Below are 22,667 nucleotides of genomic sequence, written 5' to 3'. Positions count from 1 at the left end.
TAAAAAGCAACGATCAGACTTCGGGGAGCAGGCTGATGGCCTGACGGCCCATTTGTTCCCAAGCCTCTTTAAAAGGCTGCTTGGCCACGCGGCCTGTTTTGTTATGCGGGTCGCGGATGTAGATGTAATTTTCGTCGTATCCGACTATAACGACGGAATGTTCCTTCTTCGTCAGCCAGATCGGCCCGTCCGGAGTCATCCACGTCTGGAAGTGATAAGGTTCCAGCTTACGGAACGTTACGTTGGAAATGATCCATACCGGAGTGCCCGTTCCCACGAAATGCAAAACATCTTCGAACTCCGTGCCGGTAAGGTCGACAACCCGCTCGGGCAAGTAGTGTTCCGCCAGCTCGTACACCGGACCGTGATAAACCCCGAAGCCGGGATTGTTAAACGAGTACATATCACCGACGAATCCACGGTGCGGGCTTCCGAAGGAAATGACGCCGTTTTTCTCGCTGTAGGGAGTCGGGTCCTTGCGGATTTCAGCCGCCAGCGTCATTTTGTCGACCGGCACCCCGGCGAACTGGAGCAGCGAAGCGAGCGCTGTCACTTCGCAACCGCGGGGCAGCTCCGGGAGTTGACGGATAAGCGGGACGTTGATATAGACGGGCTGCTTGGAAGGACCGCCGAATGTCCAGACGGGCTTCGCGGCCGTTTTGTAGGCGACGAAGCTGTTTGCATATTTCTTGGCGTGGCTGATCGCATCGGCATAGCTGTCATAGTAGGCCAGAAACTTATCGCTCTGGTAGATCCGGTAAGGAGGGAAACTGTCCCATACGACGGCATCCTTACGATTTTTGACGGTTGCGTTCGCGTACTGCTTCGCAAAGGATACGGCTTCCTGCCGGGTAGCGAAACCGTCCAGGAAGTTGGCATGCTGATAAACCCGGTAAGACATGCCCTCCTTCAACGCGGTATTCTTGTCGATAGGAGCATCCGGGACCGGGCCGGAGCTTGATGCGGTCGTCCGTCTGCCGGAGATCCGGATGAATCCGTCTTCATAGTCGACATGGCTGCCGAGAGATTCGGCGATGCTGCGCAGCGGCACGAACGTCACGTTGTTCCGCAGAATGGGATGAACGGAAAGCGGATGATCCTTCCCGTTGACGGTTATTTGCCTGCTGCCTACGGCGAACAGGATCTGGCGGTCGTAGGTGGCCATCGTCACCGTCTGTGTCGCCTGTTCCCACTCCACCTTGGCGCCCAGCGCTTCCGATACGAAGCGGAGGGGGACGAAAGTCGTGTCCTGCTCCAGAAACGGCACGGCTGTGGCGTCCTCCGGACTGATAGGAACAAGCTCCCGGTCTATGGAGGCCAGGCTGCTGTCTATTCTCAGCACGATTTCTTTTTCACTTTTGGCGGCAAAAAGCGGTTGAATAGGCAATAAGACCTGCACGGAAACCGATAAGAGCAGGACCCATCCAATACGCTTGCTGCCTTTTCGGGGGCGGGTATGTTTTCTCATCGCAGTCGTCCTTTTTCGTTGAAATTGCTTGGGTTTACAGCGCTTAGCGCCTGATAATTCTCGTAAAATACAGGTATTCCACTCGTAAACAGCATGGATAAAGGCACAAAAACTCCCTTTATGGTAACAAAGTGAGGGTTACAGCAAGGTTACAAAAAACCGGAAATATTCGACAAAAACCGGAAAATTTTCTTGCCCGGAAGGAGGCACAGCCTTTAAAATAGGAAAAAAGACCTGCGTTACGAGTTTGGGGGAATAAGATGCAGATGCATGTTGAAGACGGGGCAACCGTTCATGACAACAAATATCCGCCGGAAGAAGGGAACGGCCAGACCCTCGTTTTCCTGCATGGGCTCGGCTTGGACAGGACGATATGGAACGGGCTGATTCCTTATTTCGCCGCTCATTACCGCATTGTGCTTTATGACCTTCCGGGACATGGGCTCAACACGGAGTTAGAGGAAAACAGCTTAGACTGGGATTTTGTGACCGCCGATTTGCGAAGAGTTTTGAAAGCGCTTGAAATTACGTCAGTTCATCTCGTAGGACACGGGATAGGGGCAAACGCAGCGGTCCAGTTCTGCCGTTCCTATCCTGAATGCGTGGATCGTCTTGTGCTGATTTCACTTCCTGTTAAAATACCGGCGGATCTTATCCGCAGAAAGATATCGGAGCGTAAACGGCTGATAAAAGAGGGGGTAGATGGTTTAGCGGCTGAACTGGCTGCCTTTAAAACTTCGCTCCCTGTTCATACCTCCGCATTTCAGGTAGTCAGGGAGGCTTACCGGCGGATGAATCCGGATGTGTATGTTGGCTTTATGGAGCTTTTTATGGAAGGAGACGGCTGGAAGGAATTAAAATTCATCGCCCACCGTACCCTCGTTCTGGCGGGGGAGTACGATCCTATTTATGTAACGGCGGCTTCGCTGGCGGTCGGGGTTCTGCCCAGCGCGTCCTTTCTGATCGTGCCCGGTGCGGCGAATATGCCCTTTGTGGAACAGCCGGGTACGACGGCGCTCTGGATCGAACGATTTTTGCATCGAAAAGACAGCCGGCCTTTAGTGGATGAGCCGCTCGTCAGGGAACTGCGGGATACGCTTCAGCTTTTCCTGGACGAAGGAGAGAAGCAGGCGGCGATTGCTCAGGTGCTTAAGATCGACCTGCTCGGGTCTTTCCGGGTGTTTTTGAACGGAAGGGAAATGGTGGACGGGTGGAACCGGCGCTATGCGAAGAGTCTGCTGGTGTACATGATCTTCCATCCGACTGCAACGCGGGAGGAGCTGTGCGACGCTCTGTTCCCGCAAATTTCCGGCAAAGCGGCTCTGCGGAATCTTAAGGTCTATCTGAATCATTTCAAAAATATGCTGCAAAGTTTCGAAGGAGGATCTTCCATTGTTTCCGTCGATCGGGAATATGTCAGACTGCTGTGTTTCCTGCGCTGCGATTTGCTGGACTTTTTAAAGGAACTGGAAGAGATCCGCACTATCGACGAAAATCGCCGGTATGAACCGGCCGGCCGCCTGCTCGCCAGGCTGCCGGACCCGTTGATGCCGGGTCTGTACGATGAGTGGTTTGTCGAGAAGAAGAATTGGCTGGAGATGGAGGTTGCCGACCTGGCCTCCTGGATGGCGGAGAAAGAGGAGCTGCGCGGCAGCCGCCAGCGTGCGGAGGCATACCGGCAAATGGCGGCAAGGTTCCTCTTTGATCGGGAACCTGAATACAGAGAGGGTGCGGCGGTGAACGGGAGACGGGGAAAAGCAGCACAGGAGCGCAGACGGAAGAACGGTTAAACAGCCGGTTCTATGGGTGCGTTTTCGGTTGAGCGCTCCGCACCGGATCAGGCTGGACGCAGCGGCGCCTTTCCAGATAAAAGCTGAGGCCCAGCAGGACTATGGCGCCCGCGCACAGCCAGACGTTGATTTCAAAAACCGAACTCAACGCGCCGAGAAGCCGGTCCGGTTCCGAAGAAGCGGACTGAGCCGCCCCTTGGACGACTCCGAGCCCCAAAGCCGCTCCGACGACCATGCCCAAGTTGCGGGTTAACGCGATCATGCCGCCTATAGAACCTACGTGCTCTTTTGGCGCATGATGGAGAATGGTGCTGTTGTTCGGCGAAGTAATCAGGCCCATGCCCAGGCCGACCAGTGCCAGAAGGGCAACCAATCCCGCCATAGGCAGCACACCGAGGCCGAGGGAGAAAACAGCCGCGCCGCCGCCCATGGCAAGCAGTCCGAGAAGGACGAGCAAACCCGAACCGAAGCGGTCCGATAAATGACCCGCGAACGGACCGGTAACGGCGAGCAGAATCGGATAGGCCGTCATGACTGCTCCGGCGGCTGACGGGGACATCCCGGATACGCCGGACAAGTAGAACGGGAGAGTCACCAGAAAGCTGTTGGCGAGCACGAATGCCACGCAGCTGATGACCAGGCCGGCGGACAGCGCGGGAATCCGGAAAGCCCGTACGGGGATAAACGGATTCGCCTGCCTCCGCTCCCATATCAGGAAGCCGGCCAGCAGGAGCGCCGCCGAAGCCAGCACGGCCGCCGTTACCGGAGACAGCCATCCCCGTGAGGAGCCGCCGGATATCGTCCATATGACGGAGCTGATGATCGCCATGAACATCAAGCCTCCCATGGTATCGAAAGGAGCGGATGGCTGCTTGTCCACAGCGGGAGCGGGCGGAATGAAGCGGAAGGCCAGCAGGGTAGCGAGGGCCGCCACGGGCACGTGGATCAGGAACAGCCAGTGCCAATTGAGCCACTCCGCAACCACTCCGCCGGCGATAGGTCCGCTCATGGCGCCGAGAGCGACGGCGGTATTGACCGTGCCCAGCGCACGCCCCCTATTTTGCTTGGGCAGGTGCTGGGTGATCAGGGCCATATTGGTCGCCTGGAACATGGCCGCGCCGACCGCCTGCACGATTCTGAAACCGAGCAGCGACCCGATGTTGGGGGAGAAGGCCACCAGTACCGAGCTGATGCCGAACAGGATATACCCTAGGTTATGGATGAGGCGGAAGCCGTAGCGGTCTCCAAGCTTGCCCATGACAGGCAGCAAAGAGGCGATAACGAGCAGATATCCGGTTGTGATCCACTGGGCCGTACCGAGCGTAGTGCCGAAGATAGCGGCGAATTGGGGCAGAGAGACATTCACGATCCCGGCCGTAAAATGCGAAATAAAAGCGCCTAGGCAAATAGCCGTTACCATGAGCGAAGGACGCAGTTCCTTTGTCCGTGATCCTACTGCTTGCATAATCGGTCACCTCCGATAATTGGTATAGTTACTAAACTAATTGGACAAAAAAATAATGCTCCGTCCTGAAGATTCTTTAAATTTTTATTTTTTTAAAAAAGTGATCAATTTCTCGATACAGGTATCGAATACTTCGATTTCCTGCTCGGTCAGCTGCTCCTGGAGCTGATTGTAGAAGGCGCGATGCACTTCTTCGTGGGCCGCATGCGCGTCCTTCCCTTTACCGGTAAGCGAAATCAGCGTTCCCCGGGAATCTTCCGGATGCGGTGAACGCGCCACCAGGTCCTTGGCCTCCAGACGCACAATAAGCTGAGTCACCGCTCCCTTTGTGATTTCCAGCCTCCCGGCCAGTTCGCTCATAAGAATGCCGCCCTCGGTTCCGATCGCCTCGATCGTGTGGATTTCACTGGGAGTGAGCGGGCCTGCGCTTCCGAAAGTCTGAGGCCGCCGTTCAAGCCGGTGGAGCTGCAGGATCAGACGGCCGAGGCTGCGGCCGCCGCTATTGTCGCCCGTTCTGTTGTTAGTCTGAGAAGTTCTATTCTTTTCCATAAAATTAGTATAGTTACTAAACCATCTGCTGTCAAAGATAATCTGCTATAATAGGTGAGAAGGGCTTACGCTTCTTCCATATAACCGGCAAGGAGAACTGCGGACCATGATCATCCAATTCATTCGCTATCGTTAATGAAAGGTACAGCTAAGCCAAACTCTCCCGTTTTTTTGCGAACGGTCCAGGGTTTGTTTATCTGTGCCTTTTTCATTCAACTATTCGAATGAACGGGGTGTTTTTGGCATGTCCACTCAAAGAAACAGAAACGAGGCTGCTCAGCTCTTGGCGGCCCATGAAACGATATTCAGTTGTCCGGTCTGCGGCGGGCAGATGACGATACTGGAGGGAAAAAGCCTGCGCTGCGGCGTGGGGCACAATTTCGATCTCGCGAGAGAAGGATACCTGAATTTGCTGCCGCAAGCCGTTAAGACCAAATACGGCAAAAATCTTTTCGCGGCCCGGAAAACCGTCAACGAAAACGGACTTTTCGATCCGGTACGCGATTATATCGGCGAACGGATAACGGAAGCCGTGTTACCGGATAAACGGCACCGTAAAATCCGGCTATTGGATGCCGGCTGCGGGGAGGGGTCGCTTTTATCCGGCATAAGAAAGCGGCTGAGCGGCCGGACGGGCGCCGATTTATTGGCGGTCGGCATGGATTTGGCGAAGGAGGGGGTACGGCTTGCGTCCAAAGGAGATGCGGGTGCGCTGTGGTGCGCCGCAGATCTTGCGAACGCGCCGTTTAAGACGGCCGGATTCGACGTGATTCTGAACATCCTGTCGCCTTCCAATTATGCGGAGTTCCGCAGAGTACTGGACGAAGACGGGCTGCTGATCAAGGTCGTCCCGGAAGAAAACTATCTGCGTGAAATCCGCCAAATGTTATACGCCGGCACGGACCGGGAGTTTTTCACGAGCGGCCCCGCCGTTGAACGGTTCCGCGAGCGCTTCAGGATACTGGACAGCCGGCGCCTCCGGTATTCCTGGCGGTTTGGCCCCGAACTGCTGGAGCCTCTGCTGAGCATGACGCCTTTAGCCTGGGGAGCCCGGGATGAACGGCTGCGGGAAGCTTCGGCCATGGCGATGGATGAAGTCACGGTGGACGTCACCGTTCTCTGGGGCAAACCCTTATAACCCGGATTAATTCCGCCGGAATCCGGTAAAATACAAGCGGCTCTGCGATCTGGCAGGGCTGCTTTTTTTTGCAGAGAAGGGAATAATACGGACACCCCAATCACATTCGGATACCGGAGGTTTTTATGAGAAAAATGGTGTTGACCTGGCTGCTGTTTACGCTATTTCTGGCCGCCGAATCGGCGGAAGCGAAGATGAACGTCTACTCGCCTCGGCAGGTATGCAATGATTCGGATACACGTTCAAGCAAATAACGCCTTTGTACCCACGCTTGTGTCCATGCAGCCGCTAATTTCCAATATCTGAAACTGACCCTAAGAGCCTACCTCCACGGGCGAAAACTTGATATACTTAAAAAGTTTTTTATCATATCTGTGCAAAAAATAACCGACAAGCGAGGTACTCCATGATTGATTTTTTACAAGGTATGATTAATCTGTTGAACGACCTTCTGTGGTCCAAATTGTTGATTGTCCTGTTGATCGGCATCGGTCTTTATTTTACGTACCGATCGAAATTTATGCAGTTTCGCATGATCCGGGAAATGCTGCGGGTGCTGTTCGAGTCCAAAAGCGGCTCCGGCGACAACATTTCGCCTTTCCAAGCGTTCTGTATCAGTATGGCGGCCCGCGTAGGAACCGGGAACATTACCGGGGTGGCCATCGCCGTCGCTTTGGGGGGACCCGGCGCGGTATTCTGGATGTGGGTCATCGCGCTTATCGGTTCGGCTTCCAGCTTCGTCGAAAGCACGCTGGCGCAGGTCTACAAAATCAAGGATAAGAACGGCTTCCGCGGAGGACCGGCGTATTATATGCAGACGGGGTTGAAGAAGCGCTGGATGGGAGCGTTGTTCGCCGTCCTGATTACGATTTCTTTCGGTCTGGTGTTTAATGCGGTCCAGTCCAATACGATTACGATCGCGTTCGAAAATTCCTTCGGCACGGACCGTCTGACGGTCGGCATCATTATGACGCTGATTCTCGGAGCGATTATTTTCGGCGGTGTCAAACGGATTGCAAAAATGTCCGAGTACATCGTTATTGTGCTGGCGGTCCTGTATATCGGGGTCGCCGTGTTCGTGGTGCTGATGAATATAACGAAAATGCCCGAAGTCCTCGCTTTGATCGTGAAAAACGCCTTCGGTATCGAGCAGATAGCGGGCGGCTCGCTCGGAGCCGCGCTGCTCCAGGGAGTGAAGCGCGGCCTGTTCTCCAACGAAGCGGGGATGGGAAGCGCGCCGAACGCCGCGGCGACGGCAACGACGTCCCATCCGGCGAAGCAGGGGCTGATCCAGTCTTTCGGCGTGTTGACCGATACGCTGATCATCTGTACGAGCACGGCTTTTATCGTGCTGCTTTCCGGAGCGTACACCGATCCGAGCCTCAACGGCATCGAGCTTACGCAGGCCGCCTTGAGCGTCCATATCGGGTCGTGGGCGTCCGGCTTCCTCGCGATCATGGTGTTTCTTTTCGCGTTCAGCACACTGCTGGGCAACTATTACTACGGGGAAACGAACATCGAATTCCTCCATTCCAATAAAGCTTGGGTCCGGCTTTACCGGATCGCGGTTTTGGCCATGGTTATTTTCGGCTCCGTCGCCAAGGTCCAGGTCGTCTGGGATCTGGCCGACTTGTTTATGGGCCTGATGGTCGTGGTCAATCTGATTGCGATCACTTGGCTATCCAAAATCGCTTTTGCGGTATTAAACGACTATGTGAAACAGAAAAAAGCGGGCAAAGATCCGGTCTTCACGAAAGACCGCGTACCCGGTCTGGAAGAGATCGAATGCTGGGAATCGGCCCCGGCTGCGTCCGGTTCGGATCAAGCGCGTCCGTAAAAGCGTCCGACAGGCTCCGGCTCTGTTAATCCAAGCATCCTAGTAAGGCGTCTGGCATTTATGCCCGGCGTCTTTCTTGCGTTAAAAAGGTGCGCCGCCCCATTGACTGTTTCGTTCGAGAGGTTCTTTAACTAGATACTATTTACTAATAAATTATTAGATGTTAAAATATATGCATGGGAGATGAATATTATCGTGTCTGAAAAATTACAAGGCAAAATCGCCATAATAACAGGCGGAGCTTCCGGAATCGGCAAAGGTATGGCTCGCGATGCCAATCAGAGAAGCGATCCGGGCGATTTCCCGCGTGGCGGCTGTCCGAAATCCCGATGAGAAGACTCGGCGAACTTGAAAACGACATCGGCCGTGTGGCCGTATTCCTGGCCAGCGAAGATTCGGCTTATATTACGGGACAGACCATCATGGTTGACGGTGGGGCGACGAAGCTGAGATAATCGGCGGAGCCATCCTAACCTGACCCGATGAAGCAGCCCTGCTTGTATGACTACCCTCTATCAAGGAGGCTACTTTGGATAAAAACGATATTTTCAAGCTGATTCATACAGTCGAGCTGTTCACGAACGAAGCGATCATCCGCTGGACCAAATCTTTTGAGCCGAACATTGGGATTTCTCCCATTATCACTCTGTCCGAGCTCAAGCAGAACGGCCCTCAGAAGCAGAGCGTGCTGGCAAGCAAGCTGGGATACACGCCAGGAGCCATGACCAACATTGCGGGCAGGCTCACAAAGCTGGGACTCGCGGAGCGGCGCTATAACGAGAATGACCGGCGCAACGTGTTCCTGGCGATTACGGACCAGGGAATTACCGTCCTCCGGGAAGCTCAGCAGAAAGGCAAGGAACTCCGAATCGAGTTGTTCCAAGTGCTGAACGAGGAAGAGATTCAACAGTTCCTATCCATTTACGAGAAGCTGCTTAAGAACATCAAGGAGCAAGAATAACTAACTGCAGGGGGTCAACAAGATGGGAAGAGTACAAGGTAAAGTGGCTTTAGTGACAGGCGGGGCATCCGGCATTGGTCTATCCGCGGCGGCACTGCTTGCGCGAGAAGGGGCTAAAGTCGTCATCGGTGATTTTAACGCCGAAGGCGCGAGAGAAGCGGCCGAGAAGATCAAGAGCGAGGGCGGCGAAGCGGCAGGCGTCTTCCTGGATGCTTCCAACGAACAGTCGATCCGCGATGCCGTTGATTTTACCGTCGAGCAGTACGGGGCTCTGAACGTTCTTTTTAACAACGTGGGCCTGACCAATTTAAAAAAAGACGTCGACGTCGTAAACATGGATCTCGAAGAGTGGGACCGGCTTATGAACGTGAATACAAAAAGCGTCCTGCTGGGCAGCCGGTTCGCGATTCCGCATATGATCAAAGCCGGAGGCGGCTCGATCATCAATACGGCTTCGATGGCCGCTTTCGCCTCGGATGCCGTACGTTCGGCGTACGGAGCCTCCAAGGCGGCCGTAGTGAATCTGACCCGGTATATCGCGACCCAGTACGGCAAGGACAACATCCGCTGCAACGGAGTCGCGCCGGGTCTGATTTTGACGCCTGCCGCGAAGAACAACATGCCGCAGCCGGTGCTGGACATTTTCGCCAAGTACAATGCCCTGCCGTACCACGGTGAAGCGGACGATATCGGCTACACTGTGCTGTTCCTGGCCTCGGACGAGTCGAAGTTTATCACCGGCCAGACGATCCAGGTAGAGGGCGGGCACTATTTGGCGAATCCGACCGTTCCGGATTTTAAAGCGTTTATGGCCCAGGCCGCAGGAGCTCCTCAGTCCTAAGCGGCCGCAGACGGCATCGTGCCGGGGCCATGCGGCCGGTGCCGTTTTAGCGGGGCTGAGCGTGTTGATGTAATGCGTTGGCGCTGAGTAAAAAAGAAAAAAGCTGACACTGCTGAATTAGCGGCGTCAGCTTTTTTTCTTTGGAAAACTAAAGAATCTTTAATTAAATAATAGATAAAATGCGATCTCTTACCTAAAGTTGCTCCTTTGGTTAAACCAGAACACCAAGATGCTGCTTCGCGTCGTATTCCTCCAGCGGTTCCCCGTTCTTCAAGCGGTGAATAAAGTCCGGATTGGAAAGGAGGGGACGGCCGAAAGCGGCCAGATCAATCGTTCCCTCGGCTAAAGCCTGCTCCGCCGTTTGGGAGTCCAGCGTTCCGACTCCGACGATAACGCCGTCCCAATATTTGCGCACGAGCTGGTGCATCGTCTTTCCGTCCGCAAGTACCCGGGTGAACTGCATGGTGGAAGGATGGATCATGGTCGCGCCCGCTTCCCGGAACGCCTCTGTGAAGGTACGGATGGCGCTGTCCGGATCCGGCCACATATAATTCGGGTCATCGACTTTGAGAGCGGAAAAGCGGATCAGCGTTCTGTCCGAACCGATCGCGTCGATAACCGCCTTCAGCACTTCTTTCGTCAGCGTTAATCGCTGCGCAAGGTCGCCGCCGTACCGGTCTGTCCGGCGGTTGCTTGCATCCGAATTGAACTGGTCGATGAGATATCCGTGCGCACCGTGGATTTCGACGCCATCGAAGCCGGCTTCAATCGCGTTTCGGGCCGCCTGTGCGAATTGGCCTACCAGCTCTTGAATGTCCGTGAGGGTCATCTCTTCGGGAGTGTCATAAGGCTTGCGCAGCCGGGCTACATTTCCTTCCGCCCGAATGGCGGACGGGGCCTGCGGCGGCAAATCGCCGGCAAGCTCATGATGAGACAAGCGGCCCACGTGCCAAATCTGGGCGATAATCGTGCCGCCCTCCGCATGTACGCCCTCGGTTACTTTCTTCCACCCTTCGATCTGCTCCCGGGTGTAGAGGCCGGGTACCCCGGGATTCCCTTTGCCGCGGGGGCTGACCACAATGCCTTCGGAAATGATCAGACCGACTCCGTCCGCCGCCCGTTTCCGGTAATACCGCGCCACGTCTTCTCCGACGACGCCTGTCTTGTCATTCGCGAAACAGCGGGTCATCGGGGCCATGGCCGTGCGGGTTTGAAGGCTCCAGGCTCCGACTTTCGCCGGTTCGAACAGCTTGCTCTCCGGACCGTCCTGCAATTTCCCCCAAGTGCTTATGCCGGTTGCTTCAAAGATTTCTTTGTCTTCAGCCATCGTAACTCTCCTCCGTTTTTTTAATAATTTTATATTTTTGCAAATACCGAAGTAAAAAGTAAAACGGTTTACTCGTGGAGCAGATAAGGCGCGTACCGTTCAAGAACGTGCTTCTGTACGTGGTAGTAACGGAACGTTCCCTCCTTACGGACGGCAATCACGCCGCATTCGAGCAGCGGCTTCAAGTGATGCGTCAATGTGGAGGCGGCCGTGATCCTTAACTGCGCGGCCATCTCCTGACACGCGAGCTCGCGCCGCTTAACCAGCGTCTTGACGATCTGCAGACGCGTGATTTCACCGAGAGCTTTGTAGACTTTAACCGCACAATCATCGGTCACTGCGTAAAACCCGCTTTCAGGAAGTCGTTGTATTTTAGTATTTCTGGAAATAGCGTAATCCAATAGGGATTAAATGTAAATAGTTCTTCGATACTGGTAAATGGAAGATTGCAGGAAAAATTGGTTAAACGATTGCGGTTAATGCGGCGGGACAAAGTGAGTTTGGGGAGGATTCCGGACTGGCGCTTATCATCTCCGAAAAAATAAAAAAACCTCCGGTTTGGGCCGGAGGTTCGCCGCAAAATCTTATTTTACACCCTTCATGTAGCCTTGAATTTTCGGAGACAGCACGTAGAGCAGCAGGCTGAGCACAATGGCGGCTCCGCCGATGACGCCGAAATAAAGCATCTCCGTCTCGGGCGTATAGAACTTGACGATCTGCGCGTTGATCGCCTGGGCCGCCGCGTTGGACAGGAACCACAGGCTCATCGTCTGGGCCGTAAAGGCCGCAGGCGCAAGCTTCGTCGTAGCGGACAGGCCGACCGGCGACAAGCACAGTTCGCCGACTACGACGATGAAGTAGCTGAGCACCAGCCACAGCGGGTTCACCAGAGCGTCACCGCCGAAATAGGCCGGCAGCAGGATGACGAGGAAGGACAAGCCGGCGAACAGCAGGCCGAGCGAGAACTTCTTCGGAATTGTCGGCTGGCGGTCGCCGAGCCGCATCCAGAGCCACGCGAAGACAGGCGCGAACACGATAATGAACAGCGGGTTGAGCGACTGGAACCAGGCCGGCGAAATGTTCAGGCCCATGAAGTCCAGCTGGGTCCGTTTATCCGCGTAGTTGGCCAGAATCGTGGAGCCCTGCTCCTGAATGGCCCAGAACATGATCGACGCGATAAACAGCGGGATATAAGCCACGAGCCGCGAGCGTTCTACGGCAGTGGTTTTGGGGCTTCTGTACATAACGATGAAGTATATCGTCGGAATCAGAAGACCGAGCACCCCGATCAGCTTGATAAACGTGGAGAAGGTCAGCAGGCCCGCCGGGATGGCGATGGCAACCAGGATGGCCACGACGACGATTCCGATTCCCATAATCGTGAAGACTTTCTTCTTCTCGGCCGGCGACATCGGGTTGGCCACAATGGTTCCGGCAAGCCCGAGGTTCTTTTTCTTGGTCAGAACGAACAAGACCAGCCCGAGGAACATCCCTATAGCCGCCAGGCCGAATCCGAGGTGGAAGTTCTTCATTCCCACCGTTCCCACGATAAGCGGAGAGAGGAAGCCGCCGAGATTAATTCCCATATAGAAAATACTGAAGCCGGAATCGCGGCGGGTATCCTGTTCGCTGTAGATTTCACCTACGACACTGGATACGTTAGGCTTGAGCAGCCCGGTGCCGAGCACGATCAGCACCATCGAAACGAAGAAGAGAGCGACGTTCCCCGGCACGGCCAGCACGAGATGCCCGAACATGATCAGAATCCCGCCGTAGAACACGGCCCGTGAAGTCCCGAGCAGCCGGTCGGCGAGCCAGCCTCCTATAATCCCCGACATATACACGAGGGAACCGTAAATGGACACAATGGCCAGTGCGGTTCCTTCCGGGAAGCCGAGACCGCCGCGGGTCACTTCGTAATACATGTAGAAAACAAGGATGGCTTTCATTCCGTAATAGGAAAACCGCTCCCAAAACTCGGTAAAAAATAAGGTGAACAGTCCCTTGGGATGTCCGAAAAACCCCTTTTGGGGTACACTTTCTACGATTTTTTGCTTGTCGATAGCCGGCATATACCAATCTCCCCTGTTTAAACGATTCTCTTTTTGGGCGGAGCCAAGTAAGTTTTTCCCACAAGATATAATACCCAGGTGTCATAAGTTACAATCTCGGAGGGCAAAGAATGCTTATAATGACGTGATGGGTGCAAGAGGGCACTCTATCAGATTACTAGAAAAATGCTATTCAAGTCAAAAATGTAAATTATGGAAGTAAAAATTAGACCAATAAAAGTAAAAATCTTGCACGTGTAAGGATGTATAATCCCGTATGATGGAAAAGATAACGCTTTCATTAAGTTTTGATAAAATGGTGGAGGTATGCCCATGTACCGTCGGACAAAAACATCTTATCTTGCCGTGATCCTCTGTTTTTCCCTTGTATTGACGCTGCTCGGCGCAGGCGCGCGCCAGGCCCGGGCGGAGGACCCTTATGACGGCATGCGTTTGAAGCTGCTGCATTTGATTCTGGGGGACGATCAATACTCCCTTCCCGTTTCGGACCCCGTGCTCCGCAGCAAGCTCGCCAAAATGGACAGCGCCGTTTCTTCGTGTGCGGCGGCTTCGGCTCCCTGTTCCAGCGGTAAAGGAGTTTGGGATATCCTGAACCGCGGTGCGGACCGGACTTATTTGTGGGTCGACCTCCCTTTTACCAGCACGGACAGTTATACAAAATCGGGCGACATCACCAATTCGTACAACCGCCTGCTTTCCATGATTACGGTTTACTACACGCCTGGTTCTTCCTTTTACGGAAATCCGGCTCTGAAAAATGACGTTCTGAGCGCTCTCGACTGGCTTTATGCGCAGAAGTACAACACGACCGTGGCTCCTTACGGCAACTGGTACCACTGGCAGATCGGCGTGCCCCAGGCGCTGACCAAGATCGGCCTCCTGATGCGGGACGATTTAACCGCTGCCCAGCTAACGAATTATATGAGTGCGGTGAACCGGTTTATTCCTGACTCGGCGGCAAGAACGGTGAGCGGAAGTCCGGTTATGACCGGAGCCAATCTGCTCGACCAGGCCATTTCGGTCGCATACCGGGGGATTCTGGTGAAGGATGCCGCGAAAATAACGAACGCGAGGGACGCACTCGGCAGCGTCTTTGCGTACGTGAATCCGGCTTCGGCTCCGAACACGACGGCCCGCGACGGCTTTTACCAGGACGGTTCCTTTATCCAGCATGCGGCTATGCCTTACATCGGCGGTTACGGAACCGCTCTGCTCAACGATATCGGAATCCTGTTTTACGCGCTGGAGGGTACCCAGTGGGACGTGACTGATGCCGGCAAATGGAACGCCTACAAGTGGGTGTTCGATTCCGTGGAGCCGTTTATTTATGACGGCAATGTGATGGATATGGTGCGGGGAAGGAACATTGCCTTCGGGCCTGCACCGGGAAATGCGGACACCGGGCCGGTCTTGACCGGCAAAGGCCTTATCGCCTCCATAGGTTACCTTCTGCTCACGGCTCCGTCCACGAATGAACAGATGGGGGAGAAGTACCCGGACAACCCGAAACAGGCCATTCAGGGCATGCTGAAATACTGGTTAAGCAAGGATACCTCCAATCAGATTCTGGACGCTTCCTCGATGTACCAGTATTTGCAGCTCAAGCAGATTGTGAATTCGGCGGTTCCGTCCAGAGGGGAGAAGACGGGAACCTCGATCTACGCGAACCAGGACCGAGCCGTGCACCTGCGCCCGGGCTTCGGCTTCGGGCTCAGCCTGTCGTCCAACCGGGTCGATAAATACGAATCCGGCAATAAAAACAACGTACAGGGCTGGTATACCGGGGATGGGATGACTTACCTGTATAACGCCGACAGCGGCCAGTACGACAACTTCTGGCCGACGGTAAACCGGTACCGGCTCCCGGGGACCACCGTCGATACGCAGAAACGCACGAACAGCAGCAACTGGACAAGCTACTTGAGCCCTAACCGGTGGGCGGGCGGAGCGGAGCTGCTGGGAACCTTCGGCGCCGCCGGAATGGACCTGAAATCGCCGGGCGATATCGGAAGCGGAGGAGCCATTCTGACTCCGTCCAATCTGACGGCGAAGAAATCGTGGTTCATGTTCGATGACGAGATCGTATCGCTCGGGGCGGGCATCACGAATTCCGGCCAGACCGGCAGCGGCTGGGACGGCTCTCCCCGTAAGGTGGAGACGATCGTGGAGAACCGCCGAATCACCGGCGGCAACGAGTTTACCGTGAACGGAACGGCCCAGCCTGCGGCTTCCGGTTGGACGGCGGCCCTGCCCGGAACGAACTGGGCGTATCTGCAGGGCAACACGGACGGGGAATCGTCCAGCGTAGGGTACTATTTCCCGGGATCGGCCGCCTTGAAGGCTTCCCGTGAAACTAGAACCGGCTCCTGGAACGAAATTAACGAAGCGACCCCAGACGTGTACAACGTGATGGGGACGGAAGATTCCTACGTCCGTTCCAATGAAGGGAATCATGGCGCAGAGCCGACGCTAGTTGTCAAAAACGACGCCAACGGCTACGCCAGAGAAACTTACCTGAAATTCGATTTAACGAATTTCGTGCCCGGGCAGGTCCAGTTCGACAGCGCGAAAGTTACGCTTGTCCCTACTGTGATCGGACCTACGGCTAAAGCGGTCCAGCATACGGCGGAATGGGTTCCAGGCAACTCCTGGACGGAAACCGGCCTGCTCTGGACGAACAAACCGTCTTCGAATCCGTTTAGTCCGGTCCGGCAGTGGTCGGGCATGCAGGCGGGAACTCCCGTCACGATCGACGTGTCCCAGCCGCTGCAGAACGCCCTGGCGAACAACCAGAAGGTATTCTCCCTGCGCATCTATGCCTCGTCGCCTGCGGATCCGGACGGAACAGTTGCCTACGCAAGCCGTGAGAATCCGAATTCGAGCTACCGCCCCAAGCTGGTCTTGAGCGGCTACAAGGAAATAAAAAGCGCCGATTACCTGGCACTTTGGCTGGACCACGGCGTGAATCCGTCGAATGCTTCCTACAGCTATGTCACACTGCCGAATCGCGGCCGGGCGCAGGTACAGAGCTATGCCGCCAATCCGGACATTGCTATTCTGGAAAACACGACGGCGGCGCAGGCGGTTAAAGAGAAGACCTTAAACCTGGTCGCCGCGAATTTCTGGCAGGACGGCATGAAGACGGTCAAGGCGGACGGAGCCGATTTCCTGACCGTGGATAAAAAGGCCTCTGTTCTGGTCAAAGAAAGCGCCGACGGACTGGATGTCTCCGTATCAGATCCGACTCAGCAGAACAGCAGCAAGATCCAGGTCGAAATCAACCGGAGCTACAGCGGCGCGGTCTTCATGGATCCGGGGATTCAGGTTACGCAGTACAGCCCGACGCTGAAGCTTTCGGTGGACGTGAGCGGTTCTTACGGCAGAACGTTTCACGCGAAGTTTTCGAACGCCGCCGCCACCCTGCTTTCGTCCAAAGGAGACGCGACCGTACGGGACGGCAGCTATGCCGGCACGAACTACGGAACCTCCGGCTTCATGGAAGTGAAGAACGAAGCGGCGAGCTACAACCGCAGCGCGCTCGTGCAGTTTGACCTTTCGTCTTATACGGGAACGGCCGGTCGCGCAGCGATTGTCCTGACGCCCATTGACGCACCGGCCAAGGCCGTCACCCATCAGGCGAGACTCGTTTCCGCTCAGTGGGACGAGAATACGCTGACATGGAGCACCAAACCTGTGCCGGGTCTGCCTCTGGCCGAATGGAAAGTGCCTGCCGCCGGGAGCCCCGTCATGATCGACGTTTCGGAGGCGGTGCGGCGTGCCCTGGCCTCCGGGGACAAGAGGATTGCCGTTGAAATCCGTTCTCTCACCAACGGCTCCGATACGTACGCCAGCTATGCGAGCAAGGAAAATGCGGCCGCCGCCAGCCGGCCTGTTTTGAAAATCACGGCTCCATAGCCATAGAAACCAAACTTCTGTGTATACCGTCCAAGTCTCTCTTTTGAATAAAAGAAGAGCTGCCCCGTGGTCATCGGACCTATCGGGGCAGCTTTTTATTTTAGGGGCCTGCCGTTTCTTCTAGTCATTTGAGCACACAAGAATGTTGAAACGATTGCGGCCTGCCCCTACGGTCCCGAGGACTGCACCGGTTACTTGGAATCGAGCTTAATTTCTTGGACAGCCCCTCTAGCCTCTGTACCGCCGTCCACTGACGAGATGATCGTGCTGAAGAGGGAAGCCTTCTCGGCGGCCGCAAACAATCCGTTCTTTTTCACAAATTCGATGGCTTCTTCGACGGATTGTCCGTTTGCCTTGGCGATGGCGCCCAGGGTTCCGTCCTCTTTCAATCGGGCGATCAGTTCGTCGACGGTCAAGCCTTGCGCCTTGGCGAATTCCTCGAAGCTCAAGCTTGGAGGGATCGTGATATCCTCGACGGTCTCGGCTGTTGGGCCGTTGCCGTTCGTCACGTTTTTTTCTAAAAGCACGGCTTTGATGGTGTTCCTTACAGTGCCGTCCGTTTTTCCGTCTCCCTGCTCCGCAGGGGAAAAAGTACTGATGGCCAGAGCGTTATGGCTTGCGGCGAATAGTCCGTTTTTCTTTAAAAACTCGGCGGCCTCTTCAACGGTTTGTCCCTTTGCTTCGGCCAAATGGTCAAGCGTGCCGTCCTTTTTCAATTTTTCGATGAGCTGTTCGGCGGTCAGGCCTTGCTTTTTGGCAAATTCCTCGAAGCTGACGCCCTGAGGTAATTTAACCTCCTTGAAGACAGCTGTGCCGCCCTTTACTGCGGAGATCGAAGTGGTCGCTTTCGTGAATGCAGGGGTAGAAGCCTCAGGCTGCGCCGCATAAGCGGAGCCCGCCATTGCAAAAACCGCCAAAGCCATCGTTCCCATTGCCAACTTCTTTTTCATAGTGATTCCTCCCGAGTTTGGATCGCATCGCGATCGGATTGACCGGCTCTCTATCTGTGAATGTCGACTGTCGGGGCCGGCTACAGGTAAGACTATACAGGCCCATTGTGTTGGGAATATGGCAGCGGAGAAAGATTGCGGCAACGAAGAGAACGCCCGGAAATGGGCCGGAGCCTCAGGGCTTTAAAACTTCCAAGGCAAAAGCCGTTCCGGCTTCGGGAAGCGGAACGGCTTGGTCGGGACGGGTATGAGAAGGAGGATCAGACGGCAGGCAGGGTGAGCTTGAAAACCGTTCCTTTGGGCGATGTCTCCTGAAGGGCCAGCTCCCCGCCGTTGGCCTGGGCGAGCAGCCTGCTGAGGGGGAGGCCCAGACCGAGCCCCTGCTTCTTCTTCCTCCGGCTGTCGCCCCGGTAATATCTCTCGAAAATATGCGGCACTTCGGATTCCCTGATTCCGCTGCCGTTGTCTTTCACATCCACGTGAATCATGGAACCGAGGGGATAGGCGTGCACGGTGATCGAGGTTGAACCCGCCGCCGTACTGTTCATAATCAAATTCATGAGCATTTGTTTAAGCTGCCCTTGATCCGCAAGCAGCCGGATTGTCTGCGCAGGGAGGACCGTCTCGACGCGAACATTGGCGCAGACGGGCAGGGAGCTTAGCTGCTGCGTAAGATGAGTCACGAGCCGGGAGAGATCCACCGTTGTCCTCTCGGAGTGGACAGCTCCCGCTTCCAGAGACGAGAACTCCAGCATATCGTCGATCATTTTCTGCATCCGCTTAGTTTCTTCGAGAGAGATCTCCAGAAATTCGTTCGCTTCGCCTCCGGTGACCACCTTGCCGTGGACGGCCTGGACCATCCCGCGAATGGAAGTGAGCGGGGTGCGCAGCTCGTGCGACACTCCGGCGAGGAGATCGGTCCTCATCTGTTCCAACTGCCGGAGCCGGGAGGTCATTTCGTTAAAGGAAGTAAACAACTGCATAAGCTCCCTTTCTTTCATGGGGGCGACCGGCAGGACAGGAGCATAGTGCCCGTCGGCTACCTGCAGAGCGGCATTGGCTAGCTGCCGGAGCGGCCTCGTGAGCTTGCGGAGCAGCAGGTAAATGGCGGTCCAGCCGCCCAGCGCAAGACCCAGCGTAATCAGAACGGCGATCACGTAAGTCTGCCGGGTCTGTTCCGCATTGTCGGGTGTGGGCGTGCTCAGATACAGAGCGCCTATTACACTGCCGCGATCCATTAACGGCACGCCTACCCGCAGCCAGGTCCGGTCGTTCAGGGAGAAGCTTTCGCGGTCGGTCTGCCCTTTCAGCACCGCAGCGTATCCGCCGGGGCGCTCCGCGTTGTTGTACTGGGCACCGCTGCTGCTGTACGTATCGAGGTTACCCTGCCTGTTAACGATCTGCATCATTTCATCGCCCAGAGGCCGTGCCACTTCAATCGGGCTGATGCTACTAACGGAAGTGGTGGAGGGGGAGACTTTGGCGGCCGGGTCCGCGCGCACTTCGGTGCGAATGCTTCCCTGAGTCTGAGCAGGGGAGCTTAATTGATAAAGCGTCATCACCCGGGCGTAGGAGTCGGCGAGCTGCTCCGCTCTGGCCTGGAGCACCTCGTAACTTTGCCGGTTCGCGTTGCTTGTGATCCAGACGCCCACAATAAGACTGACGATGAGCAGGGTGATAAACAGAATCAGCGCATAGCGCCAGGTCCAGAAACGCAGCATGGGCATCGTTTGCGGTTGTGTTTGCGGTTTAGTGAACATGCAGCGTGTACCCCAATCCCCGTATGGTAAGAATTTCCCCTTCGGAAGGAGGCCAGTCCTGCAGGCACTGACGAAGCCGTTTGATCGTCGTGTCCACGGCGCGGTCGCCCCCTTCGTAGTCCATGCCCCACACCCGGTCGAGCAGCTGCTCGCGGCTGAAGCATTGGTTGGGATGCTTGATCAGAAAGGCGAGAAGGCTCCAGTCGCGCGGATACAGCGGCAGCAGCTTGTCATGCAAATGAACCGTGCACGCCGTAAAATCGATGACCAAGCTGCCCAGCCGGACAGTCCGGCTGTCCGCCATATAGGCGGAGCGTCGGAGCACCGCCTGCACCCGGGCAATCACCTCGTCGGGATCGAACGGCTTGGGGATGTAATCGTCCGCTCCCTGCTGGAGCCCTTGAAGCCGGTCCGGTACGGAACCGCGGGCTGTCAGAATAATGACCGGACAGCTTCCGTGCTGCCGGATCTGTTTCAGGACGTCCAGTCCGTCGAGGTCGGGCAGCATCAAATCCAGGAGAACCAGGTCCGGCTTCCAGGTCAGGAACAAGTCCAGCATGCCGCCGTCTCCGGGATTCCATTTTACGCTATAGGGTTCACGCTCCAGATAAGCCTGCAAAATGCGGGCAATCGGCGCTTCATCTTCGATAATCAGCACTTTTTTCATAGTCGGTCCGCTTCCTTTCTATCACCGTTAGTATATCAGCGGGAGAAGGCGGACGCCCTGGTAATAACTATACGGCGCTTCCTGCTCTCTAAACCCCCAGTTTAAAGATCTATTGTGTCAGAAAGATGGCAGATGGTCCGCTCAATATTTTTGCGATTTGTATACTTTTCTTCATTTCGATAGTTTAATAAGTGCAAATTCAATTGGTTTTTCTGGTAGGGCAGGTGAACTATGGAAGATGAACTGGTACGGATGTTTTACGTCAAAGGAAGAGTGATTTTAAAGATTTTAATTAAAATGGGCGCAGGAAAGGAGGATGCGGAAGACATTTTGCAAGATACGGTGCTCAAAGCTTTCACCTATATCGATTCTATTCCGGAAGAGCAGATGACGGCTTGGTTATACCGCGTGGCCGTTAACAGTTACTATACGTTGCATACCAAAAATAAGCGGCATATGACCTTTGCTGCACAGCAGTTTACCGAATGTTTGGCAGGAGAGGAGAAGGTGGAGCAGCATATTCTGCGGAATGAACACCGGCAGGAAATTATAAGCATATTAGATTCCCTCAAAGAGACGCACCGAACTCTCCTCGTTATGAAATATGGAATGGAACTGACGTACCGGGAGATTTCCGAGCTTTTGTTTTTATCCGAGCACCAGGTAAGAACCTACATGTATAGAGCCAGAAATCAATTTAAAGCAAGATGGGAGCTGAACCATGAATACGACGGAGAAAGATGAAAACGAGACTTCGGTTGAAAAACGATTAAGTGAAGGGTTTAAACACACTTTAAGGAAAGCAAAAAAACGGACCTTGCTGAGAACCGTTCTCGTCAGTTTTTGTACAGCTCTTGTCCTATTGGTTTCTACGGTATTTTTTGTCGTCCCGTATGCTAAAGAGCAGGTCGACAGGAACGGCCGAAAGCTGCTTGACCAATTAAAAGCACGGTATCTGGTCAAAGGGGCAAATCAGTTTATGGATTCATTCAGATGGCAGAATGGAGTATTTAACGGGGAAATGGAATTCTATACCTTCAAATACGTGAACGGCAAAAGGGTATATACCGGTACTTGGCATTATATGTACGGTATGCAGACGCCCGACGATACGTCGGGAGAAATAGCGGGACAAAAATTTTCTTCGGGAGGAGGCAACTCGTTAGAGTACACTGCAATGACTCAAGAGCAAGAAGATTATCTGCCCAGGTATAATCATGCGGGAGTAAAACAAATGGAATTTTACGATCCTTTTGTGGATTACAACAATCATTATAAGGATGACCTCAAGCTTCTGGATCAGATAGGGAAGGACAAATATGTGGAGATGGCACTCTCGTTTGATAAATCTTATTCCTTGGACGAAGTCCGAACGATGATGTCTGCAGGGCCTAATCCTGTCTGGTATTGGGCAAATTCCCAGAAGGAAGAGGCCAGAAAAGCGAATAGCTATCAGCGGTACACAGAGAAGGGGAAAAATGGAGAGGACGTTGTTACTGAGAACTTCCCGTCTCCTATTTACGAGGATAACGCGATCGGCTTCCATGCGGTTAATCATTACGGGGAGCAGCTCCCCGACCCTGAACAATTTTTTATTCCGGCCTTAAAGAAAGCCAGAATGCAGTCCGATTACGATATAATGGCCGGTTCGGACAAAATACTGAGCAAGGACGATATCCGTATTTTGGGGGTTGTGGTGACGGGAGAGCCGGAAACTTTAAAGCTTCTTCGGAACCGGTCCTATATTAAAGCGTCTTCTCTTGGTGTGGTAACCGATAAATACTAGATGCCGATACTAGCAAGCTGCAGGCCGAAATATTCCGGCACTCCCGAGCCGGGATGTTTTTGTGCCGCCTTGAAAACATTTTCTTTTAACCTAATCAATTATTTGAATACGGCTGGAGAAGGACAATGCGGCGGCTTGTAG

General features: G+C 54.5%; 18 protein-coding genes and 1 pseudogene. 10 read left to right on the top strand and 9 right to left on the bottom strand.

Features of this window, described 5'->3' with window-relative positions:
• Positions 1–13: 13 nt before the first annotated feature.
• Positions 14–1,468, bottom strand: a complete 1,455-nt coding sequence (locus tag HMPREF1207_RS28485) for a C39 family peptidase (RefSeq protein ID WP_009676003.1) — start codon at positions 1,466–1,468, stop codon at positions 14–16.
• 260 nt (positions 1,469–1,728) lie between these two features.
• On the opposite strand from HMPREF1207_RS28485, the gene HMPREF1207_RS12520 reads away from it, so the two are divergent.
• Entirely contained in the window at positions 1,729–3,258 is a 1,530-nt protein-coding gene (locus HMPREF1207_RS12520; protein ID WP_009675883.1) for an alpha/beta fold hydrolase, read from the top strand.
• A 10-nt stretch (positions 3,259–3,268) separates the two neighbouring features.
• Here the strand turns inward: HMPREF1207_RS12520 and HMPREF1207_RS12515 are convergent, their stop codons facing one another.
• A complete protein-coding gene (locus HMPREF1207_RS12515; RefSeq protein ID WP_009676019.1) occupies positions 3,269–4,723 on the bottom strand; it encodes an MFS transporter in 1,455 nt (484 codons plus the stop codon).
• Positions 4,724–4,807: 84 nt separating this feature from the next.
• Positions 4,808–5,272, bottom strand: coding sequence for a MarR family winged helix-turn-helix transcriptional regulator (locus tag HMPREF1207_RS12510; protein ID WP_009675996.1), 465 nt, complete (start codon positions 5,270–5,272; stop codon positions 4,808–4,810).
• A 244-nt stretch (positions 5,273–5,516) separates the two neighbouring features.
• Between HMPREF1207_RS12510 and HMPREF1207_RS12505 the strand changes: the two genes are divergently transcribed.
• From HMPREF1207_RS12505 to HMPREF1207_RS12490, 6 genes and pseudogenes are all read left to right on the top strand, one after another.
• Positions 5,517–6,410 carry a putative RNA methyltransferase gene (locus tag HMPREF1207_RS12505; RefSeq protein WP_231392038.1) on the top strand — a complete coding sequence of 298 codons (894 nt, stop codon included), beginning with the start codon at positions 5,517–5,519 and terminating at the stop codon, positions 6,408–6,410.
• Positions 6,411–6,535: 125 nt separating this feature from the next.
• Positions 6,536–6,664 (top strand): hypothetical protein, encoded by a 129-nt coding sequence (locus HMPREF1207_RS30565; RefSeq protein ID WP_009675885.1) that lies wholly within the window; start codon positions 6,536–6,538, stop codon positions 6,662–6,664.
• A gap of 152 nt (positions 6,665–6,816) precedes the next feature.
• Positions 6,817–8,247 carry an alanine/glycine:cation symporter family protein gene (locus HMPREF1207_RS12500; protein WP_009675983.1) on the top strand — a complete coding sequence of 477 codons (1,431 nt, stop codon included), beginning with the start codon at positions 6,817–6,819 and terminating at the stop codon, positions 8,245–8,247.
• 314 nt (positions 8,248–8,561) lie between these two features.
• Positions 8,562–8,702 (top strand): annotated as a pseudogene (locus tag HMPREF1207_RS28765) (SDR family oxidoreductase); the annotation flags it as partial.
• 74 nt (positions 8,703–8,776) lie between these two features.
• Positions 8,777–9,208, top strand: a complete 432-nt coding sequence (locus HMPREF1207_RS12495) for a MarR family winged helix-turn-helix transcriptional regulator (protein ID WP_009675904.1) — start codon at positions 8,777–8,779, stop codon at positions 9,206–9,208.
• Positions 9,209–9,230: 22 nt separating this feature from the next.
• Positions 9,231–10,049, top strand: coding sequence for an SDR family NAD(P)-dependent oxidoreductase (locus HMPREF1207_RS12490; protein ID WP_009675799.1), 819 nt, complete (start codon positions 9,231–9,233; stop codon positions 10,047–10,049).
• A 211-nt stretch (positions 10,050–10,260) separates the two neighbouring features.
• Here the strand turns inward: HMPREF1207_RS12490 and HMPREF1207_RS12485 are convergent, their stop codons facing one another.
• From HMPREF1207_RS12485 to HMPREF1207_RS12475, 3 genes are all read right to left on the bottom strand, one after another.
• Positions 10,261–11,376: an alkene reductase gene (locus HMPREF1207_RS12485; protein WP_009676008.1), complete on the bottom strand. Its 1,116-nt coding sequence runs from the start codon at positions 11,374–11,376 to the stop codon at positions 10,261–10,263.
• Positions 11,377–11,444: 68 nt separating this feature from the next.
• Positions 11,445–11,714 (bottom strand): ArsR/SmtB family transcription factor, encoded by a 270-nt coding sequence (locus HMPREF1207_RS12480; protein WP_009675834.1) that lies wholly within the window; start codon positions 11,712–11,714, stop codon positions 11,445–11,447.
• A gap of 246 nt (positions 11,715–11,960) precedes the next feature.
• The gene (locus HMPREF1207_RS12475) at positions 11,961–13,448 is read right to left on the bottom strand and encodes a peptide MFS transporter (protein ID WP_009675956.1); all 1,488 of its coding nucleotides are present in this window, start codon (positions 13,446–13,448) and stop codon (positions 11,961–11,963) included.
• A gap of 312 nt (positions 13,449–13,760) precedes the next feature.
• Between HMPREF1207_RS12475 and HMPREF1207_RS12470 the strand changes: the two genes are divergently transcribed.
• On the top strand, positions 13,761–17,363 hold the full coding sequence (locus HMPREF1207_RS12470) for a polysaccharide lyase family 8 super-sandwich domain-containing protein (protein ID WP_009675857.1): 3,603 nt from the start codon (positions 13,761–13,763) through the stop codon (positions 17,361–17,363).
• A 191-nt stretch (positions 17,364–17,554) separates the two neighbouring features.
• On the opposite strand, the gene HMPREF1207_RS12465 is transcribed toward HMPREF1207_RS12470, so the two are convergent.
• The 3 genes from HMPREF1207_RS12465 to HMPREF1207_RS12455 form a co-directional block, all read right to left on the bottom strand.
• Positions 17,555–18,313, bottom strand: a complete 759-nt coding sequence (locus tag HMPREF1207_RS12465; protein WP_009675798.1) for a hypothetical protein — start codon at positions 18,311–18,313, stop codon at positions 17,555–17,557.
• A 260-nt stretch (positions 18,314–18,573) separates the two neighbouring features.
• Complete coding sequence (locus tag HMPREF1207_RS12460) at positions 18,574–20,073, bottom strand: sensor histidine kinase (RefSeq protein WP_036739677.1); 1,500 nt, start codon at positions 20,071–20,073, stop codon at positions 18,574–18,576.
• Positions 20,063–20,740, bottom strand: a complete 678-nt coding sequence (locus HMPREF1207_RS12455; protein ID WP_009675848.1) for a response regulator transcription factor — start codon at positions 20,738–20,740, stop codon at positions 20,063–20,065. Before HMPREF1207_RS12455 ends, HMPREF1207_RS12460 begins: the two co-directional genes overlap by 11 nt.
• A gap of 231 nt (positions 20,741–20,971) precedes the next feature.
• On the opposite strand from HMPREF1207_RS12455, the gene HMPREF1207_RS12450 reads away from it, so the two are divergent.
• Positions 20,972–21,484 carry an RNA polymerase sigma factor gene (locus HMPREF1207_RS12450; protein WP_009675985.1) on the top strand — a complete coding sequence of 171 codons (513 nt, stop codon included), beginning with the start codon at positions 20,972–20,974 and terminating at the stop codon, positions 21,482–21,484.
• Positions 21,462–22,526, top strand: a complete 1,065-nt coding sequence (locus tag HMPREF1207_RS12445; RefSeq protein WP_009675927.1) for an anti sigma factor C-terminal domain-containing protein — start codon at positions 21,462–21,464, stop codon at positions 22,524–22,526. Before HMPREF1207_RS12450 ends, HMPREF1207_RS12445 begins: the two co-directional genes overlap by 23 nt.
• Positions 22,527–22,667 lie beyond the last annotated feature (141 nt).

Origin of the sequence: Paenibacillus sp. HGH0039, from assembly GCF_000411255.1 — a bacterium.
Lineage (GTDB): Bacteria > Bacillota > Bacilli > Paenibacillales > NBRC-103111 > Paenibacillus_F.
Note: the sequence above shows the minus strand (reverse complement) of the source record. Positions and strands in the feature narration are given on the sequence as shown.

Excerpts from the sequence above, each read along its gene's own strand:
- HMPREF1207_RS12475 (WP_009675956.1), bottom strand. The coding sequence starts at position 13,448 with ATGCCGGCTATCGACAAGCAAAAAATCGTAGAAAGTGTACCCCAAAAG.
- HMPREF1207_RS30565 (WP_009675885.1), top strand. The coding sequence starts at position 6,536 with ATGAGAAAAATGGTGTTGACCTGGCTGCTGTTTACGCTATTTCTGGCC.
- HMPREF1207_RS12465 (WP_009675798.1), bottom strand. The coding sequence starts at position 18,313 with ATGAAAAAGAAGTTGGCAATGGGAACGATGGCTTTGGCGGTTTTTGCA.
- HMPREF1207_RS28485 (WP_009676003.1), bottom strand. The coding sequence starts at position 1,468 with ATGAGAAAACATACCCGCCCCCGAAAAGGCAGCAAGCGTATTGGATGG.
- HMPREF1207_RS12445 (WP_009675927.1), top strand. The coding sequence starts at position 21,462 with ATGAATACGACGGAGAAAGATGAAAACGAGACTTCGGTTGAAAAACGA.
- HMPREF1207_RS12485 (WP_009676008.1), bottom strand. The coding sequence starts at position 11,376 with ATGGCTGAAGACAAAGAAATCTTTGAAGCAACCGGCATAAGCACTTGG.
- HMPREF1207_RS12505 (WP_231392038.1), top strand. The coding sequence starts at position 5,517 with ATGTCCACTCAAAGAAACAGAAACGAGGCTGCTCAGCTCTTGGCGGCC.
- HMPREF1207_RS12470 (WP_009675857.1), top strand. The coding sequence starts at position 13,761 with ATGTACCGTCGGACAAAAACATCTTATCTTGCCGTGATCCTCTGTTTT.
- HMPREF1207_RS12450 (WP_009675985.1), top strand. The coding sequence starts at position 20,972 with ATGGAAGATGAACTGGTACGGATGTTTTACGTCAAAGGAAGAGTGATT.
- HMPREF1207_RS12520 (WP_009675883.1), top strand. The coding sequence starts at position 1,729 with ATGCAGATGCATGTTGAAGACGGGGCAACCGTTCATGACAACAAATAT.
- HMPREF1207_RS12500 (WP_009675983.1), top strand. The coding sequence starts at position 6,817 with ATGATTGATTTTTTACAAGGTATGATTAATCTGTTGAACGACCTTCTG.
- HMPREF1207_RS12490 (WP_009675799.1), top strand. The coding sequence starts at position 9,231 with ATGGGAAGAGTACAAGGTAAAGTGGCTTTAGTGACAGGCGGGGCATCC.
- HMPREF1207_RS12515 (WP_009676019.1), bottom strand. The coding sequence starts at position 4,723 with ATGCAAGCAGTAGGATCACGGACAAAGGAACTGCGTCCTTCGCTCATG.
- HMPREF1207_RS12455 (WP_009675848.1), bottom strand. The coding sequence starts at position 20,740 with ATGAAAAAAGTGCTGATTATCGAAGATGAAGCGCCGATTGCCCGCATT.
- HMPREF1207_RS12510 (WP_009675996.1), bottom strand. The coding sequence starts at position 5,272 with ATGGAAAAGAATAGAACTTCTCAGACTAACAACAGAACGGGCGACAAT.
- HMPREF1207_RS12460 (WP_036739677.1), bottom strand. The coding sequence starts at position 20,073 with ATGTTCACTAAACCGCAAACACAACCGCAAACGATGCCCATGCTGCGT.